The organism is Clostridium sp., from assembly GCF_032552055.1.
GTDB lineage: Bacteria > Bacillota > Clostridia > Clostridiales > Clostridiaceae > Clostridium.
Map to the genome: position 1 here is coordinate 1 of NZ_JAWGSV010000006.1, position 19,492 is coordinate 19,492.

General features: G+C 27.2%; 14 protein-coding genes and 1 tRNA gene. All 15 read left to right on the forward strand.

The annotated features are described in order from the left end of the window. The first annotated feature begins 110 nt into the window (after positions 1–110). The 15 genes from E6248_RS00990 to E6248_RS01060 all read left to right on the forward strand — a co-directional run bounded on the left by E6248_RS00990 (position 111) and on the right by E6248_RS01060 (position 19,357). Entirely contained in the window at positions 111–974 is an 864-nt protein-coding gene (locus E6248_RS00990) for a metal ABC transporter substrate-binding protein (protein WP_316338984.1), read from the forward strand. A 55-nt stretch (positions 975–1,029) separates the two neighbouring features. Continuing rightward, positions 1,030–1,105, forward strand: a tRNA-Trp gene (locus E6248_RS00995). 270 nt (positions 1,106–1,375) lie between these two features. After that, positions 1,376–4,615 (forward strand): two-component regulator propeller domain-containing protein, encoded by a 3,240-nt coding sequence (locus E6248_RS01000; RefSeq protein ID WP_316338985.1) that lies wholly within the window; start codon positions 1,376–1,378, stop codon positions 4,613–4,615. Positions 4,616–4,761: 146 nt separating this feature from the next. Then, a complete protein-coding gene (licT, locus tag E6248_RS01005; RefSeq protein ID WP_316338986.1) occupies positions 4,762–5,610 on the forward strand; it encodes a BglG family transcription antiterminator LicT in 849 nt (282 codons plus the stop codon). A 106-nt stretch (positions 5,611–5,716) separates the two neighbouring features. Further along, a complete protein-coding gene (gene ptsG / locus E6248_RS01010; protein ID WP_316338987.1) occupies positions 5,717–7,786 on the forward strand; it encodes a glucose-specific PTS transporter subunit IIBC in 2,070 nt (689 codons plus the stop codon). 125 nt (positions 7,787–7,911) lie between these two features. After that, positions 7,912–8,577, forward strand: coding sequence for a hemolysin III family protein (locus tag E6248_RS01015; protein ID WP_316338988.1), 666 nt, complete (start codon positions 7,912–7,914; stop codon positions 8,575–8,577). Between the two features lie 353 nt (positions 8,578–8,930). After that, complete coding sequence (locus tag E6248_RS01020) at positions 8,931–9,113, forward strand: alpha/beta-type small acid-soluble spore protein (RefSeq protein ID WP_156626261.1); 183 nt, start codon at positions 8,931–8,933, stop codon at positions 9,111–9,113. 316 nt (positions 9,114–9,429) lie between these two features. Beyond that, the gene (locus E6248_RS01025) at positions 9,430–9,792 is read left to right on the forward strand and encodes a GntR family transcriptional regulator (protein WP_316338989.1); all 363 of its coding nucleotides are present in this window, start codon (positions 9,430–9,432) and stop codon (positions 9,790–9,792) included. Position 9,793: 1 nt separating this feature from the next. After that, a complete protein-coding gene (locus E6248_RS01030; protein WP_316338990.1) occupies positions 9,794–10,492 on the forward strand; it encodes an ABC transporter ATP-binding protein in 699 nt (232 codons plus the stop codon). Positions 10,493–10,509: 17 nt separating this feature from the next. Next, on the forward strand, positions 10,510–11,208 hold the full coding sequence (locus E6248_RS01035; RefSeq protein WP_316338991.1) for a hypothetical protein: 699 nt from the start codon (positions 10,510–10,512) through the stop codon (positions 11,206–11,208). Between the two features lie 11 nt (positions 11,209–11,219). Continuing rightward, a complete protein-coding gene (locus tag E6248_RS01040) occupies positions 11,220–12,023 on the forward strand; it encodes a DUF4097 family beta strand repeat-containing protein (protein ID WP_316338992.1) in 804 nt (267 codons plus the stop codon). A 364-nt stretch (positions 12,024–12,387) separates the two neighbouring features. Continuing rightward, entirely contained in the window at positions 12,388–13,518 is a 1,131-nt protein-coding gene (locus E6248_RS01045; protein ID WP_316338993.1) for a DNA repair exonuclease, read from the forward strand. Further along, positions 13,505–16,231 (forward strand): AAA family ATPase, encoded by a 2,727-nt coding sequence (locus tag E6248_RS01050; protein ID WP_316338994.1) that lies wholly within the window; start codon positions 13,505–13,507, stop codon positions 16,229–16,231. Before E6248_RS01045 ends, E6248_RS01050 begins: the two co-directional genes overlap by 14 nt. 85 nt (positions 16,232–16,316) lie before the next feature. Next, a complete protein-coding gene (locus E6248_RS01055; protein WP_316338995.1) occupies positions 16,317–17,261 on the forward strand; it encodes a metal ABC transporter solute-binding protein, Zn/Mn family in 945 nt (314 codons plus the stop codon). A 290-nt stretch (positions 17,262–17,551) separates the two neighbouring features. Beyond that, on the forward strand, positions 17,552–19,357 hold the full coding sequence (locus E6248_RS01060) for a MutS-related protein (protein ID WP_316338996.1): 1,806 nt from the start codon (positions 17,552–17,554) through the stop codon (positions 19,355–19,357). The last annotated feature ends 135 nt before the right edge of the window (positions 19,358–19,492 follow it).

A 19,492-nucleotide genomic window follows, 5' to 3' on the forward strand; every position in this document is an offset into this window, starting at 1 on the left:
ATGTAATTTACTTGAAAATAATTTTTGTACTTATAATTTTATAAGACTTAAAATATATATTACTAATTGAAACATATATAAGTAAAGTAAATTCCTTGGAGGAACTCGTAATGAAGAAATTAACTTACATTTTAGTTATTTTTACTTCTATTTTATTTTTAGGATTAACTTTTTCTTATAATCCTTTAATGGCAAACACAACAGATGAACTTGATGAAAAGAAAGAGATATATTTAAACATATTAACAGTAAATAAAGATATATATGATATGACTAAATTAATAGTCGGTGAAAAACATAATGTAGAATACTTATTTAAAAATGAAAAAGAAATGGCTACATTTAAAGTTACTGACGCAGTTTTAAATAACATTAATAATAAAGATTTACTTTTATATAATGGTTTAGGATATGAAAATTGGATTAATGATATTTCTAATAATGTTAAAGGCTCGAACCTTGGAGTAATAAATTTAAGTAGGGGAATAAGACCTTTAAGTTATGAACTGGAAAAAATCGGACAAGAAAACCCGTATTATTTACTAGGGTCTAGTGAATATAAAATTGCATTGTATAATATAAAGATGGCTATGCAAGAAAGAGATATAGAAAATAGAAGTTATTATGAAGAAAATTATAATAATGTAGTTGAGAGAATAGATGAATTTTTAACCAAATCAAAGGAAGAAATAAAAGGCTATAAAGGTTATACTATAATTACTAATACAGATAAGTTTGATTACTTATTTAGAGATCTTGGTATTACTATAACAAAAGTTAGGGATAGCAATGACTTAGTAGATTTAAATGATTCTTCAAATGTTATATTCTTCTATGATGAAACTTTAGAAAATATAAATGACTTAAAGGATAAAATGAAGAATGAGTATAAGTATGTTGGATTAAGTCTAGAAAACAGTGATAATGTTGTAAAAGCAAATGTCAACAAGATAATTGAAGCAATAAAAAAATAGAAATTATAAGTGTTGACATTTGTAAAAACATAATATATAATAACAATTGTTGCGGAGGGGTATAGCTCAATTGGTAGAGTAGCGGTCTCCAAAACCGTTGGTTGTGGGTTCGATTCCTACTGCCCCTGCCAAAAGACATAGTATTTAATCTATGTCTTTTTTTTATGCAAAAAACTAAATTTAGGAGTTAATAATAGAGGTCTATTAATATAGATTATCGATAGCAATAATAATAATAATTTATGAATTTTTATTATTGATTTTGAATGATTTGTCATTTTTTCAGCATTACATGACATATTTATTGAATAAATGACAATTAGTATGTATTATTTACCAGGATGTTTGATATAATATAAATGCGTTTATGGAAAATTTTATGTTAAAAAGAGGATAGTTTTATGAAGAAGTCTATAGTTAAAGTAATAGTTTGTTTTTCTTTTGTAATGACTATTATACTAAGTACTAGTATTGAGTCGCTTGCAATAATAAACAATGAGAAAAATATAAATTTTAAGAAAATAACTACTGAAAATGGCTTATCTCAAACCTCTGTTCAATATATATTTCAAGATAGTAAAGGCTATATGTGGATAGGTACTATTGATGGATTAAATAAGTATAATGGAAATAAGTTTGAGGTATACAGATATAATAAAGAAAAAGATACTAGTATTAGTGGCAATTATGTATCTGCAATTAATGAAGATTCTAAGGGGAATATATGGGTTGGAACTTCTAGAGGTGTAAATAAGATTGATGCTGAGACTAAAAAAATTGAAAGCTATTTACCAGGAGTTAATGGTTGTAATATTTCTGATCATAATGTTACAGAAATATTAATAGGTAAGGATGAAAGAGTATATGTGGCAACTACTAATGGAGTAAATGTTTATGATGAAGATACAAATAATTTTATTAACCTTTACCCATATGATAAGGAAAAGGGAGATAATAATTTAACTAGTCAATTTATTTATAGTATTATTGAAGATAATGATAATAATATGTGGATAGGAACTATTGATGGGTTAAATAGAGTAAATAAAGAAACAGGAGAAATAAAAAGATTCTATAAAGATAGTGATGACTTAGCTATAAATGATAATTTTATTTATAAGCTATTTATAGATGATCTTAATAATCTATGGATTGGAACTGATAGAGAAGGTGTAAATAAGTTAAATTTAGATACATATACTATGGAAAGTTATACTCATGATGCTAATAATCCTAATTCAATTGCAGGTAATTCAATTAGATATATTTTAAAGGATAGTCGAAATATTCTATGGTTTGGAACTGACAATGGATTAAGCAGAATGGATGAAGATAGTACAGAGTTTGTTAATTATGAATCTAATATTTTTGATAATCAAAGTTTAGTTAGCAATGACATATTAAGCTTATTTGAAGACGAATCTGGAACCATATGGGTAGGAACTTATGATGGTATTAGCTTATTTAACATGGAGGCAGCATTTAAAAATTATAGAAATAATCCTATGGACTCCAATTCATTAAGCAGTAGTATGATGGCTGGTATATATGAGGATAATGATGGCCTTCTTTGGGTAGGAACAGTAACTGAAGGTATAAATGTTATTAATAGAAAAAATGGTAAAGTCATAAGACATAAAAGTTCAGACAGTTATAATTCTTTAAATAGTAATAATATTAGAGATATAACAGGAATAGACAATGAAATATGGATAGCTACAGAAGAGGGTTTAACAAAATATGATAAAAATACAAAAAAGTTCACAAATTATTTCCAGGGAAATGATAAGAACTCATTAATCTCTAATGATATAAGAAGTCTTTATATAGATGATAGAGGAATTCTGTGGATTGCTACAAAAGATGGAATATGCAATTTTGACAGGGATAAGAAATTCACATCTTATAGGGAGATATTTTTACATAATGGAATAAGAGAAACAATGTTTTCAGATATAATTCAGGATCAGGATGGACTATTTTGGATTGCATCGACCTTAAATGGAGGATTATTAAGTTTAGATAGAGATACTAATGAAGTTAATATTTACAGAAATGATGAAGATGATAATAAAAGTTTAAGTTTTAATGCAATTAGATCTATAGCAGTAGATAGTGAAAATAATATTTGGGTAGGAACACAATATGGACTTAATAAATTAGACAAAAAAAGCAAAGTATTTACTAGGTATACTGAAGAGGATGGACTAGCAAATAACTTTATTTATGGAGTATTGACTGACGAAGATGATAATATTTGGATGAGTACTAATAGTGGAATATCTAAGTATGACATTTCAGATGAAAAATTTATTAATTATGATGTAACTGATGGTCTTCAAGGAAATGAATTTAATGGATTCTCTTATTATAAAAATAAGAGTGGCGAAATGTTTTTTGGTGGTGTTAATGGACTAACATACTTTAATCCATTAGAGCTTAAAGAAGAAAGTTATTTACCAAAAGTTCAAATAGATAGCATATCAAGCAATGGAAATGAGTATATTGATTTTTCGAATATTGATTTGAGTTATAGAAATAGTAATATACAATTTAACTTCTTTTTACCTGACTATAGAAATGTAGTGGAAATTCAATACGCATATAAATTAGTAGGTCTTGATGAAGATTGGGTAACTGCTGAAAATAGAAATTATGCAAGTTACACTAATTTAGATTCAGGTACATACACATTTATGGTAAAAGCAAGAAATAAATCAGGAGATTGGAGTGATCCTGCAACAGTTACATTTACTGTAAAGCAAAAGCCCTGGAAGACCACACTAGCTTTTTTAATTTATGGAATCACTTTATTTTTAATAATATATTTAATATGGAATAGAGTTAAGATACTAGATAGCCTAGTTGATCAAAGAACTTATGAGTTAAATAATAAGCTTAAAGAGAATAAAGAGCTTTATGATAAGTTAATTACAATTGAAAAATATAAAAATAATTATTTTGTTAATTTATCACATGAATTAAGGACACCTCTAAATGTAATTATTTCTATTGAACAGCTTCTATCCAAGTTAAGTGAGGATAACAAAGAAGTTTCAAAGGAAAAACTAGATTATTATATGAGTACTTTAAGAAGAAATTCAGATAGATTACTTAATTTAATAAACAATATTATAGATACTTCTAAAATAGAATCAGGTTCATATAAGCTTATAATAAAAGAACATGATATAGTATATTTAGTAGAGGAAATAGTATTGTCAATGAAGGACTATATAGAAGCAAATGGTATAGAATTAATTATAGACCCTGATGTTGAAGAAAAGGTTATAGAATGTGATAAAAATGAAATAGAAAAGTGTGTAATAAATTTAGTGGGAAATGCAATTAAGTTTACAGAAGAAGGCGGAAAGATAGAAGTAAAGATTGCTGACCTTGGGGAGAATGTTAGGATTTCTATTATAGATACAGGTATAGGAATAGATAAATCCCACTATGAATCCATATTTGATAGATTTGGACAAGCGTATAATAATATATCAGAAGAATATGGAGGTAGTGGATTAGGATTAACATTAACAAAGCAGTTAGTAACATTACATAATGGAAGCATAAGTGTAAAAAGCGAAGTTGGAGTAGGTAGTGAATTTATCATTATATTACCAGTTAGACAAGGTTAGTAATGAGTTGACAGTGTAATTACACAGTGATATTATTTTCTTAAGAGAAGGTAGGTTGCTACTGAAGTAAGGTAATACCTAGATTAGGATGGGGACTTTATCCTGATTTAGGTATTTTATTTTTCTTAAAGCAAGGAGACGGAGAAATGATAGTAGAGAAAATATTGAACAATAATGTAGTTGTATCAATAGATCCTAATACGAAAAAAGAAGTTATTATTATGGGATCTGGAATTGCTTTTAATAGAGGAGTAGGCCAAGAAATTCAGGAAGATAAGATAGAAAAAGTATTTGTTATAGATGATAAAAGAATGGGGAATAAGATAAAGAAGCTTATAAATCAAATCCCAGATGGAATTTTTGAACTTGCTCATGAAATAATAGTGTATTCTAAAAAAGAATTAAATAGGAAACTAGATAATCAAATTTATATATCATTAGCTGATCACATAGCCTTTGCTATAAAACGTTATAGAAATAATGTTCAGATAAAAAATGACTTGTTGGATGAAATAAGAAGAATTCATAGAGATGAATTTAAAGTAGCTTTATGGGCAGTAGATAATCTAAATAAGAAGCTTAAAATAAATCTCCCAGAGGATGAAGCCGGATTTATCGCTCTTCATTTAGTAAATGCAAGCTATAAGGAAACAGCAAAAGAATCCATGATTACTACCAAGATAGTTAAAGGTGTTTTAAATATAATTAGATACTATTACTCAGTTGAATTTAATGAGGATGATTTAAATTATGATAGATTATTAACTCATTTAAAGTATTTTGCTAAGAGAGTAGTATCAAATAATCAAAATCAAGAAGGTAGTGGAGAATTTTTAGAAATAGCTAAAAATAGTTATAGCGAAGCTTATGATTGTGCAGAAAAGATAAAGGAGTATATAGAGGCAAACTATGATTATGTAGTAAATAAGGATGAACTAGTATACTTAACAATGCATATTCATAGAGTTATATCTGTTTTAAGAAGCAAAGAGTAATATGTAAAAGTTTTAGAATGCCTATAATATCGAAATATTATAAATAGGTGTTCTTTTTTTGAATGCAATTTTAAAATTAGATTTCATAAATGAGTAGGAGGATAAAATGAGAATAGTAACCTTACTAAAAAAATCATTTGGGGTATTACAAAGAATAGGAAAATCTTTAACACTACCTATAGCTCTGCTACCTGTAGCAGGAATATTAATGGGATTAGGTACATTACTTGAAAATCAATATATACTAAATGCTTTTCCCATATTTGCAAGTGATGGCTTTCAACTTATAGCCAATATTATGTCATCGGCTGGTAGTATAGTATTTGATAACTTACCATTATTATTTGCAGTAGGAGTTGCAATTGGAATGTCATCAGGAGATGGAGTAGCAGCCCTTGCAGCTATAGTAGGATTTTTAGTAATGAATATGACCACTGGAATAATGGCAGGGGTAGATATAAGTGAGGTTGGAACTAATCCAATGTACGCCAATGTTTTAGGAATACCTACTCTTCCAACAGGGGTATTTGGAGGAATTCTCATTGGAATAACATCTGCAATTATATATGAAAGATTTCATAATATAAGGTTACCAGAATTTTTAGGGTTCTTTTCAGGGAAGAGATTTGTACCAGTAATAGCAGCTATTTCAGGAGTAGTACTTGGAATAATATTAGCTATAATATGGCCTCCTATCCAAGGTGGGTTGTTAAATTTTTCTAGATATATGATAGGAACAAACGAAACAATTGCAGCTTTTATTTTTGGATTAATAGAAAGGGCCTTAATACCTTTTGGACTTCATCACATATGGTACACTCCATTTTGGTATCAATTTGGAGAATATGTTAATTCAGCTGGACAACTAGTAGTTGGAGACCAAGCAATATTTTTTGCTCAATTAAAGGATGGAGTTGAATTCACAGCAGGTACTTTTATGACTGGAAAGTTCCCTTTTATGATGTTTGGAATACCAGCAGCAGCTCTTGCTATGTATAATGAAGCTTATGATAGGAAGAAGAAAGTAGTAGCTGGAGTATTACTTAGTGGGGCTTTAACATCTCTTATAACAGGAATAACAGAACCTATAGAGTTTATGTTTTTATTTGTAGCACCATTATTATTTGCAGTTCATTGTGTCTTTGCAGGTCTATCCTTTATGTTAATGCAACTACTGAATGTAAAAATTGCTGTAACTTTTTCAGGGGGATTAATAGATTTTATTCTTCTCGGAGTAATTCCTAATAGAACTAATTGGTGGTGGGTTCTAATTATAGGAGTAGCATTTTTTATAATATATTATTTTGGATTTAGATTTATTATAAGGAAGTTAGACTTAAGAACTCCTGGTAGGGAAGATGAGGATGAGGATATAAATATAGATATATCTGATGGAACTTTAGCAGCTGAAGTATTAAAGGCTTTAGGAGGAGCTAAAAATATAAAATATTTAGATTCATGTATAACAAGATTAAGAGTAACTGTAAAAAGAGTATCTTTAGTTAATAAAACTAAACTAAAGTCTCTTGGAGCTGTAGATTTTATGACAATTGGTAATAATATTCAATCTGTTTTTGGACCAAAATCCGATATGTTAAAAGAGCAAATAAAAGATATAATGGATGGTAAGGAAATAGTAGTTAAAAAGAAAAAAGAAATAAAAGAAATTGAAAGTGGAATTAAAACTAAAGAAGAAATATATATTCCTATTTCAGGTAAGATTATAAGATTAGAAAAGGTGCCTGATGAAATTTTTTCTATGAAATTAATTGGCGATGGTTTTGCTATAGACCCAAGTGAAAATATATTAAAATCACCTGTAAAAGGCATGATAATAACTCTATCAAAGGAAATGCATTCAGTAACTATTAGAACTCTTGAGGGTTTTGATGTATTAATTCATATAGGTATAGATAGTTTAAAATTAAAAGGAAAGGGCTTTAAAGCTTTTGTTCAAGAAGGAGATATAGTTAAACCAGGGGATGATTTAATTGAATTCTCACTTGATGTATTAAGGGATGAAGCTAAATCTCAAGTTATACCAGTAATTTTTAAGGGACTAAGTAAAGATAAATTTATTTACTTCAAAAATAATACGGAAGTTTCTTCAGGAGAGGTAAATAAGGTTGAAATACATGAGAAAGATAAGAATAATATAATTGAAAATGGAAAGTAATTAAACTATATGTTTTAAATTTCTTATACTTTATCAAAAAAATTTCATTAACTTTTAAGTTTATAAGAATAGATTGATATAAGGAATTAATTAGAACATAGATATTATTCGAAAGTGAGGAATGTATGGACAGTAAAAAAAATGAAGTTTTATATAACTTTTATACAAGGGGAGAAGAAATAGCAAATGCAGTAACTCATGGTGTTGGAGCTATACTTGCAATAGTAGGAAGCGTATTTTTAATAGTTGCTGCAGCAAAAAGTAAAAACGGATATGCTTTAACAGGTGTATGGATATATTGCATTTCTTTAATAATACTATATTTAGGGTCTACTTTATATCATAGTATTCCAGGGAAAATGGTAAAAAGGGTACTTAGGATATTAGATCACGCATCTATATATCTTTTAATAGCAGGAACTTATACTCCAATTATTTTAATATTAATGAATAGCGATAAAAAATCAATGCAATTATTACTATTAATATGGGGAATTGCTTTACTTGGAATAATATTCAAGGCTTTTTGGGTAGATAGATTTAATCTATTTTCAACTATTCTCTATATTTTAATGGGATGGATAATTGTAATTAATATTAAAACAGTGCTTCTTCTAGTGCCATTTAATATCTTATTGTTTATAGTACTGGGTGGAATAGCATATACAGTAGGATGTATATTTTATGCTGCAGATAAGATGCCTTATAATCATTTTATATGGCATTTATTTGTACTTGCAGGAAGTGCATTACATTATGTTGCTATATTCTTAGGAATTCTCTATATATAGTTGGAATAAAATTCGGAGTATTTTATTAATTAAAGAATGAAAAAATGAAAAAATGAAAGAATGCTTATAAAAAATCTTTATAGATTTTTTATAAGAGAATATTTAGAGTAAAAGAGGTTTTGCATAGCAAAACCTCTTTTTTTCATTCCTTCATTCCTTCATTCCTTCATTCCTTCATTCCTTCATTTTTTCATTCAAAATGCTTCGCATTTTAAAAATAGTGCTAACTAATCCATGAATTACTAGGAATATAAAAACAGGCTGTGGTTAAGATAATAGTGTAAACAACAAAGCTTTAAATAAAAATTATTAAAAGCTGTTTACGAATTAATCAGCCAAAGGAGGAATTACAAATGGCAAAAACATTAGTTCCAGAAGCAAAAAAAGGATTAAGTGCATTCAAGAATGAAGTTGCATCAGAGTTAGGAGTTCCATTTAGTGAATACAATGGAAACCTATCATCAAAACAATGTGGTTCCGTTGGTGGAGAAATGGTAAAAAGAATGGTGGAACAATACGAAAATTCAATAAAGTAATCCAAGAATCGTATTAGTAACTAAGGTAATTAATAGGATGGATATACCGCCAAAGAATTTAGTAGTTACACCGTTCTAAAAGGGAGAAGCTTTTTTGTAATAAAAGTAAATTTTATTACAAAAGGCTTCTTTCTTTTTTTGTAATTAAATATAGTTATATAAGATGGAAAATATAGTAATTTGATGGAATAGTAAGGTAAATTAATATAATAAGGGTATTTGGGTATATATGAACTATAATTAAAATAGCAAAAAGGACTGTACTAGTGTATTATACTATTAATACACTAATACAGAATGAAAGGAGATAAAATTTGTGCTTGAGTTAAATTCTAAAGAGCCTATATATCTTCAAATTATTGCATATATGAAAAAGAAAATAGTATCAGGAGAGTTAAAGGGAGGAGAAAGAATTTTGTCAGTAAGAGAATATGCCAATGAAATAAAGGTTAATCCAAACACTATACAAAAGGTCTATTCTGAACTAGAAAATCAAAACTTAATATACACTCAAAGAGGAATAGGAAAGTTTGTTACTGAAGATGAAAATATAGTAAATAATTTGAGACAAGAATTATTTAATGAAGCTATAGATAAATTTATTGAAGATTCGAGGGTGCTAGGTTTTACAAAAGATAAGATTATAGCAATAATATCTGAGAGATATTCGGAGGAGTAATATGAGTAAAGTTTTAGAGGTCAATAATGTTTACAAAAGAATAAAGGGAAAATCAATTTTAAATGGTGTTACATTAAGTGTTGAACAAGGAAGGGTTCTTGGTATTATGGGTCCTAATGGTCAAGGGAAAACAACACTATTAAATGTAATACAAGGTTTTTTGAAAGCTGATAAAGGTGACATTGTTATAGATGGAGTAGCTATAAATACAAATTCTAAAGAAAGTATAGCTTATTTACAAGATAAAAATATTTTTCCTAAATCAATGAAGATAAAAGAAGCTATTTCTTTGTATGGAAATTTCTTCGAAGATTTTAATGCTGAAAAAATGAATCATTATTTGGAGTATATGAATTTAGATAGAAACGCTAAAATTAAAGATTTATCAAAGGGAATGAGTGAAAAATTTAATTTATCATTAGTTCTAAGTAGAAAAGCTAAACTATATTTATTAGATGAGCCTATTTCAGGTGTAGATCCTGTATCTAGAGAAAAAATATTAGATGCAATATTAGAGAATCTTTCTGAAGAAAGCTCTATGATTATCACAACACATTATATTGGGGAATTAGAAAGAATATTTGATGATGTTGCCTTTTTAGGAGATGGAAGAATCATAGAATATGACGAAGCTGAAAACTTAAGAGCAAAGTATAATGCGTCTATAGATGAAGTCTATAGAAAAATATTTTCTGAATAAAGATAAGGGGTAATAATATGAAAAATATAATTAATATAATCAAATATAACTTTGCTAAATATAATATGGGAGTAGGAAAAGTTTTCTATATTATCGGACTTATATTAATTTTATTAGTTAATATAAGTACTTTTACAAGAGTACCTTATGTATCTGAGATACTTTCTTTTATAAATATAGGTTTTGTAGCAACATTCTTAGCAGTGAATTTTATAACATCAATAGTAATTTTTTATAAGCAGATTTCTAGAGATGAAGGAAGGCTTATATTTACTTTTCCAATTAAAGCTTGGGAGTTTATTACAGCTAAATTTATTGAATTTATAATAATTCAAGGTGGATTTGCGATGATAGTTTACTTATTTTCGTTAATATCAGCAAATTCAGTATCTAGCTTAGTAAGACTAGTAAGTGTTTCTACAGCCTTTGGAACTATTGTAGCATATATATTTATAGCTTCTTTTACAGTTATTTTTTCATCTTACTTCAATAATGCTGGGTTAGTAATCTTAGCTGTAATACTTGGTGGGGGATTTATACAAAGTATAGTTGAAGGAGTTATATGGGCAGTTACAAGAGTATTCCCTTATGTTTATATGAGGGTTGGAACTTTTATTGAAGTAGATATTATTAATACCTTATTAAGTCTGGCATGGACGGGAGTACTAGTTTATATGGCAATATATCATTTAGATAAGAAGTTAGATATAATTTAGGGGGAATTGATATGAAAAATATATTAAAAATAATAATGGCATTATCTTTAGCTACTATGCTTACAAGCTGTGGAATTTCTTTTGGAGTAGATAGTAGAAGATCTTCCAATTGGTCATCAGGTTCATCTTCAAATTCAGCTAGGGAAGAAGTGAACTTAAGTGAAGATATAAGTGATGTTAATAAAATTACTATGAGAATTGATGTAAGTGACTTAAATGTAATGTATCATGATGGAAGCAATGTTGAAATAACGGGGAAATTAAGTAGTTATTCTAAGGGTGTAGATATAAATAAAAGTGGAAGCACTTTCGAAATAGTAGAAGAAACAAAGAAATCTACCAACTTAGGATCTAATAATTATAGTGAGCTTCTTATAAAAATACCTAGAAGTTTCAATGGGGATTTAAAATTAGACTTTGGTGTTGGATCTTTCAATGTTAAGGATTTAGTATTAAATAATGTTGAAGTTGATTCTGGAGTTGGGGAAGTAAGCTTAGAAGAAATAAGCTTTAATAGTTTAGATATAGAAAGTGGAGTTGGATCTGTTTCTTTAGTTACTAAGAAAAAGACAGGAGATATTTATATAAGTGGTGGCGTAGGAGAAGTTAATGTTGAACTTGGAGATATTAATGGAAATCTTAAGTTTGATGGTGGAGTAGGTAGTGCAGATATTAAAGTTCCTGTAGATGCACCTATTAGAATTAATACAAAATCAGGACTAGGAGAAGCAAATATTAGTGCTAAAACATCTAATGAAGGAAAGTATAGTTTTGACTTAGGAGTTGGACTTGGAGAAGTTACTGTTAGAAATTAATAGTGAATAAAAATAATGAATAATTTAGAATGAAGGAAATAATTTGTTCGAAATTATCAGAATTATTTTTAGAGTACTCAGCCTTATAGCTGAGTATTTTTTTTATTTATGATTTAGTATTAGGAGTTTAATATTGTATTTGCTCTTTCGGATTTATCTTTTGAGTACTTATTTAAGAAAAAGTAGAATTGCAGAGTAAATTATTATTAACGTTATAAAAATTATACAGATTATTAAATTAGTTATTAAACCATTATTTAAATAAAACTGGGAACACCTTAGTTTTAGAGTGTTGTTCTTATTGTATAAAGAACTAAAGAATGATAAAATAGAACAAAAGTTCGTTAGAAATTAAGGTGATGAAATGAAAAAAGTTAAGATATTACAAGCTGGAGATTTACATTTTGATACGCCATTTAAAGATTTAGATAAAAATATATCTGCTGTAAGTAAAGAGGAATTATTAGAAGTTTTTAGAAGAATTATTGACATTGCAATAGAAGAAACTGTGGATATCTTATTATTAACTGGTGATATTTTTGATAATATGACAGTAAATAAGAAGACTCTTATATTTATAAAAAATCAATTAGAGAGACTTAATAAAATTAAGGTGTTTATTTCACCAGGAAATCATGATCCTTATTTTGCAAAGTCATTTTATAAAATGATTAGCTGGCCAGAAAATGTTTATATTTTTAAAGGTGGCTTAGAAAGTGTATTATTAGAAGAATTTAATATAGTTGTATGGGGAGCTGCCTTTAATAGTCATCATGTAAGAGAAAGCTTAATTAAAGATATAAGAATAGATGAAAAATATACAAATATTATGGTTATTCATGGGGATATATCTAATACTGAACAAGGTAATGAGTATAATCCTATTACATTAAATGATATTAGGGAGAGTAAGCTTGATTATATAGCTATTGGTCATAGGCATAATTTTAGTGGAATACTTAGAGAAGGAAATACTTTTTATGGTTATGCAGGATGTCCTCAAGGAAGAGGCTTTGATGAATTAGAGGATAAGGGAATTATAATAGGTGAAGTAAGTAAGGGGGCTGTAAATCTAGGATTTTTAAGGACTTCTGAGAGGAATTATTATATAAGAGAATTAGATATAAGTAATTTAGAGGGATACCATGAAATCAGAGAGAAAATACTGTCTTCAATTTCTGAAGAAGAAAGAAAAAATAATTTCTATAAAATAACTCTAAAAGGTGAAGTAGATAGCTATTTAAGAATTAATGAAGAAGTAATATTACAGAATATTAAAGATGATTTTTATTATGTAAAGGTAATTGACAAGACGGATATTAAGTTAAACTTTGATGAAATAGCTAAAGATTACTCTATTAAAGGAGTTTTTGCTAAGAAGCTTTTAGAGAAAATTCAAGAAGAGGAATATGAAAAAGAAGTATTAAAAATGGCACTAAAGCTTGGAATACAATCTTTATCACAGGAGGAAGTGAATTTAAATGATTATAAATAAATTAAATATTATTTCCTTTGGTGGGTTAAAGGATAAGGTAATAGAATTAACAGACAATGTTAATTTAATATATGGAGAAAATGAAAAAGGAAAAAGTACTATTCAAAACTTTATTAGAATTTGGCTTTATGGAATGAATTCTAAAAGAACAAAGGATATAAAAAGCAATGATAGACTTAGGTTTATGCCTATAACTGGAGAGAAAATAAGAGGAGAACTTTATATAACTCATAATAATAGAAGTTATATAATTAGTCGTAGTTTTGGAGCAACTAAGAAGGAAGATACTTCTGAAATTATTGACTTTGAAACTGGAGAAGAAATATTAGATATTCCGAAAGATGAACCAGGAAGATATTTTTTCAATGTAAATTCTCAAACCTTTTATAAAACATTATTTATTAATCAGTTAGGTGTATTAATATCTAGAGATAAAGAAGAAGAAATAATAGATAAGGCAGCTAATTTACTAAATAGTGATAGTGATAATGTATCAGTGCAAAAAGCTCTAGAAAAGCTTGAAGCTATAAGAAAGTCTATAACTACACCAAGGAAGACTGGGGAGTTAGATCTTTTAAGGAATAAGTTAGAAGCATTAAATACTGAGAGGTATGAAGGATATAGATTATCAAAAGAAAATATAGATAAGGAAGAACTTTTAATATCATTAAGGGAAAGAAGAAAAGAAACTAGAAGAGAGATAAATAATCTAGATATTTATAAAAAGTATATTAAGAAAGTAAAACTTCGTAAGGAATATGAGGATATAACAGAGTATTTACGCAAAAAAGAAGAATTAAAATTAAAAGAAAAATCAATTGAAAAGAGCATTTCATCAAGAAGCGGAATATTTGATGAGGGAATAATAATCGATATAAAAAATGAAAATTCCTTATACTTAAGCTTATTAGATATGAAGGCTGAAGAAGAAGGAAAACTAAAAGAAAATAAAGAAATGTATTCTAATACTATGGAAAGCTTTAAAGGCTTATCTTTTATAGATGGTTTAACTAGTGAAGAAAAAAATAAATTTATAAAAGCAACCATGGAGAGGGAAGCATTAAAAGAAAAAATAGATACATTTGAATCTTTAAATAAGGCTATTGATGAAATAAAAAGTGATATAGGAAATAAAGAAAAGCTAATAGGTGAGTCTATAAATTTTAAAGACGTCAGAGAAGAAATTAGGGATGTTTTAATTAAGTATGAAGAAAAATTAAAAGAACTTAAGTTTAAGGCAGAAAGTTATAATAATAAAGAAGAAGTCAGTAGTTATGTAGGTACTTCTAAAAACCTTACCTATTTAGCAGTAATACTAGTTATTATTTCAGCTTTACTTATTATCTTTAAGGTAAATATATTTATTTCAATAGGATCATTAGTGGCATTAGCCTTAGTTTTATTTAAAATAATATCATTAAAATTTAATTCTAGTAGTAAGGATAATGCCAATATTAGTATTAAAAAATTAAAAGATGAAATAGAAGATTTAGAAAGAGAAATCTTTAAATATACTAAGTTAGTTTCAGCGAGTTCATATGAAAACTTTATTAAGAAGTTAAAGCTTTTTGATGATTATAATTTATATGTTGAAAAGCAAAATTTAAAGATAAGAGAAAAAGAAGCACAAATTAGTGTGCTAAATATAGACTTAGCTAAAGATAATTATGAAATTAATGAAAAGTATATAAATAATATGTTAGAAGCATCAGATGCAAGGGATATAAATGAAGTTATACTTATGTTTTCAAAGTATGAGGAGGTAAATAAGGAAGTATTAGCTTTAAAAATAGATATAGAAAAAGAAGAAAAATCAATTGAGAAATTAAGCAATGAACTAAGTATTAGAGAAAAGAGAATAAGGGAAAAGTTAGATAATATTGGACTTTCTGATATAGAATTATCTGAAGTAGAAGAAAAATTATTAGAGTTAAAGGAAAAGCTTAAACAAAGAGAAGATATATTAAAAAGCTTAGAGAGTATAAATGCTGCTTATGAAGCATTAACTAAAGATAAGGATATAGATTCTATAAAAGAAGAGCTTAAAGATATAATTAATGAAAATATTAATTACTCTTATTCATCAGAAGAAGAAATAGATAATCAGGTTTCTATAAAATCTAATGAATTAATAGAAATAGAAAAAGAAATAAAGGATGTTGAGAATTATTTAAATAATAGGTTTATTGGGAAGAGAACAATACCTCAAATTGAAGAAGAAATAAATGAAGTTAAAGAGAAAATAAAGAAGCTAGAACTACTTTTAAGATCTTGTGAAATAGCAATTGAAAATATGAATGAAACTATAAGAGAAGTTAGGGGAAACTTTGGTAGTGTTTTGAACTCTAATGTTATAGATTACTTTAAAAAGATAACTAATAATGAATATAGCGATGTTATGGTAGCAGATTCTTATGAGATGAAGGTAAGAAAAGGCAAAGAAATACTTCCAGGAGGAGCATTAAGTAATGGAGCTAATGATCAGCTATACTTATCTTTAAGACTTTCATTTATTGATATGATTTATAAGGGGGTAGAATATCCTCTTATAGTAGATGAGGCTTTTGTTCAATATGATGATTTTAGAATAGAAAGAGCACTAGATATGCTGCTTAGTACTAATTTTGCTCAGCTAATTATATTTACATGTCAGCAAAGAGAAGAAAATATATTTAATGATAAGAAGGTTAACTTTAATTATATTAAATTATAATAATGGGAATAATAGTATTGACAAGAAGAGGCAAAGATTATAGAATTATATTAGAAAATGCAAATCATTTGCAAAGAGGTGTAATATGAAGAAAAAAATTATAAGCCTTGGGTTTATACTAGTACTATTATTTTCATTATCAGCATGTGAAAGTAAAGATTTAGAAAAAAATGATGGAGAAAGATTAAGGGTTGGAGTAACCATTAATCCACTTAAGGATTTTGCTGAAACAATAGGTGGAGATAAGGTAGAAGTTTTTTCTATAATTCCAGATGGTAGTGATGCTCACAGCTTTGATCCTAAGCCTAAAGACCTAAAGGATTTAATAAATACAGATATGTTTTTATATAACGGTCTTGAAATGGAAGAGTGGATAGACTCGGTATTAGGAACAATTGAAGGAAAAGATATAAAAATAGTTGAAACTAGCAAGAATATAGATGCTATGAACATATCAGAAGAAGATGATCATTCTCATGAAGATATGGATGAAGAATCTTCAGAAGAACATAATCATGGAGGAAAAGATCCCCATGTTTGGCTTAGCTTAATTGATGCAATAAAGCAAGCAGAAAACATAAAAGACACTTTTGTTGAAGTAGATCCAGATAATAAAAACTATTATGAAGAGAACTTTGAAAAGTTAAAAAAAGAATTTACAGATTTAAATAGTGAATATGTTAATAAGTTTAATTCTTTAACTAATAAGGATTTTGTAACTGGACATGCAGCCTTCGGATATCTTTGTAGAGACTTTGGTCTAACTCAAAAAAGTATAGCTGACGTTTTTGGAGAAGGTGAATTAACTCCTAAGAACTTAGAAGATTTAATGAATTACTCTAAGACTAATAATGTAAAAACTATATTTAGTGAAGCTACAGCAAGTGAAAGAGAAGCTGAGACATTGGCTAAAGAAGTAGGAGCAAAGGTAGTTAAGATATATAGCTTAGAAACTAAAGAAGATAATATGAGCTACTTAGAAGGTATGAAGTATAATCTTGAAACAATATACAGTAATTTGAGCAATTAGCAATCAATAATGAACAATCATAGAGGTAATTCCTACGGAATTACTGAAAAATATATTGATTTTAAAAACTCCTTCGGGAGTTTTTTTCATTAATTATCAATTATTATAAGTTTTTAGTTTACTGTCAATAATTTATAAGTAAAGAGTTATTTGTAGAGCAAAATTTAAATTAATCATAAAGAATTCTTTGTAAAGTAAGTATAAGAATTATTTATAAAGTAAAATTTAAATTTACTATTAGATAAAATATAAAATATGGTAAAATAACTACAGTGAGGTGATGTGAGAATATGAGTAAAGCTCTTAATTTTTATGAAGAAGAAATATTAAAAGGCGAAAAGAAGGTTAATGAGTTAAATTCAATAATATCTAAATTATCTATTTTAAGGTTGATTATTATGCTTTTAATAGTGGGGGCAGGGTATTATTTTTATAAACAAGAGAATTTATTATTCATGGGGACAACAATAATAATTGGATTTTTAATATTTATTGTAGTTGCATTTTTCCATAATAAAAAAATTAATGAGAAAAATTATGAAGAAATATTTTTAGATATAAATAAAAGAGGAATAAATAGAATTAATGGTAACTTTAAAGAAGAAGATGAAGGAAAAGAATTTATAGATGATGATCATAATTTTACTAGTGACTTAGACATCTTTGGAAGAAACTCACTATTTCAAATGATTAATTCTACTAAAACTAAATTTGGTAGAAATAGATTATTTGAGATACTATCTCTTAAAGATAAAATTTCGAGGGAAGAAATAAATAAAAGACAAGAAGCAATAAAAGAGCTAGGTAAAAAAGTTAAATGGAGACAAAATCTCGAAGCTAAAGCTACTTTAAGGAAAAGTGGAATTAAGGATGTAAGTGATTTAATAGAGTGGAGCAAAAATTCAAGTCCAGTTAAGTTATGGTTTAAGATAGTTCCATATATGTTTATTACACTTACTCTAATATCTATTATATTAGTTATTTTAAGAGTCTTACCTGTAAGTTATTTAATATTAGTATTTATTTTAAACTATGTTGTAGTTAATGTTATAACGAAGGATTTAAAAAGTGTTATAAATTTATTTAGTAACCATAAAAAAGATATAGAAGCTTTTGCTAATTTATTGAAGCTTATAGAAGATGAAAATTTTGAATCAAAGTTACTATGTGATTTAAAGGAAGAATTAAAGGTAGATGGAACTCCAAGCTATAAGGAAATGCATGGTTTAAAAAGTTTAGTTGACTGGATAGGGGATAGTACTTCTAATGCCTACTACTTACTATTAAATGTAACTATATTATCAGATGCATTTATATTAAGAAACCTTGAAGAGTGGAGAATAAAAAATGGTAGAAAGCTTGAATCTTGGCTTAATATAATGGGAGAATTTGAGGCTTTAAGTAGTATTGCAAATTTAGATTTTGATTTTGAGAGTTGGTCTTATCCTACTATAGAAAATGAGGATATAGTTATGGGAACTAATATAGCTCACCCAATGCTTGGAGAAAAGGCTGTATCTAATAGCTTTTCATTAGCTAAGGTAAATGAGGAATATAGAAAGGTTGCTTTAATTACTGGATCAAATATGTCTGGTAAAAGTACTTTCTTGAGAACTGTTGGTTTAAATTTAATTTTAAGTTATATAGGAGCGCCAACTTGCTCAAAGAAGTTTAACTGTGGGATATTTAATATATATACTTGCATGAGAACTAAGGACAATTTAGAAGAAAGCATATCTTCTTTCTATGCTGAAATATTAAGAATAAAATTATTAATAGAAGCAGCTAAAAATGGAGAAAAAGTATTCTTCTTATTAGATGAAATTTTTAAGGGGACTAATTCTAAGGATAGACATGAAGGAGCTAAGGTTCTTATAAATCAATTAGTGAATAATAAGGCAATGGGATTAGTATCAACTCATGATTTAGAATTATGTGACTTAGAGTTAACAAGGCCATGGCTTAAGAATTATAATTTCCAAGAACATTATGAAAATAATAATATTAAGTTTGATTATAAACTTAGAGAAGGTAGAAGTGAAACACAAAATGCAGTTCATTTAATGAAATTAGCAGGAATAGATTTTGAATCATAAAAAATCAGTTAGGGATAAAATTTCATATAAAAATATACAAAAATCTAATAAAAGATTTATTTAATGGGGGGTTACTTAAAGTAACCCCATTTTTTAGTGTAAATAGTACAAATAGTAGTGAAAGAAATTGAAAAA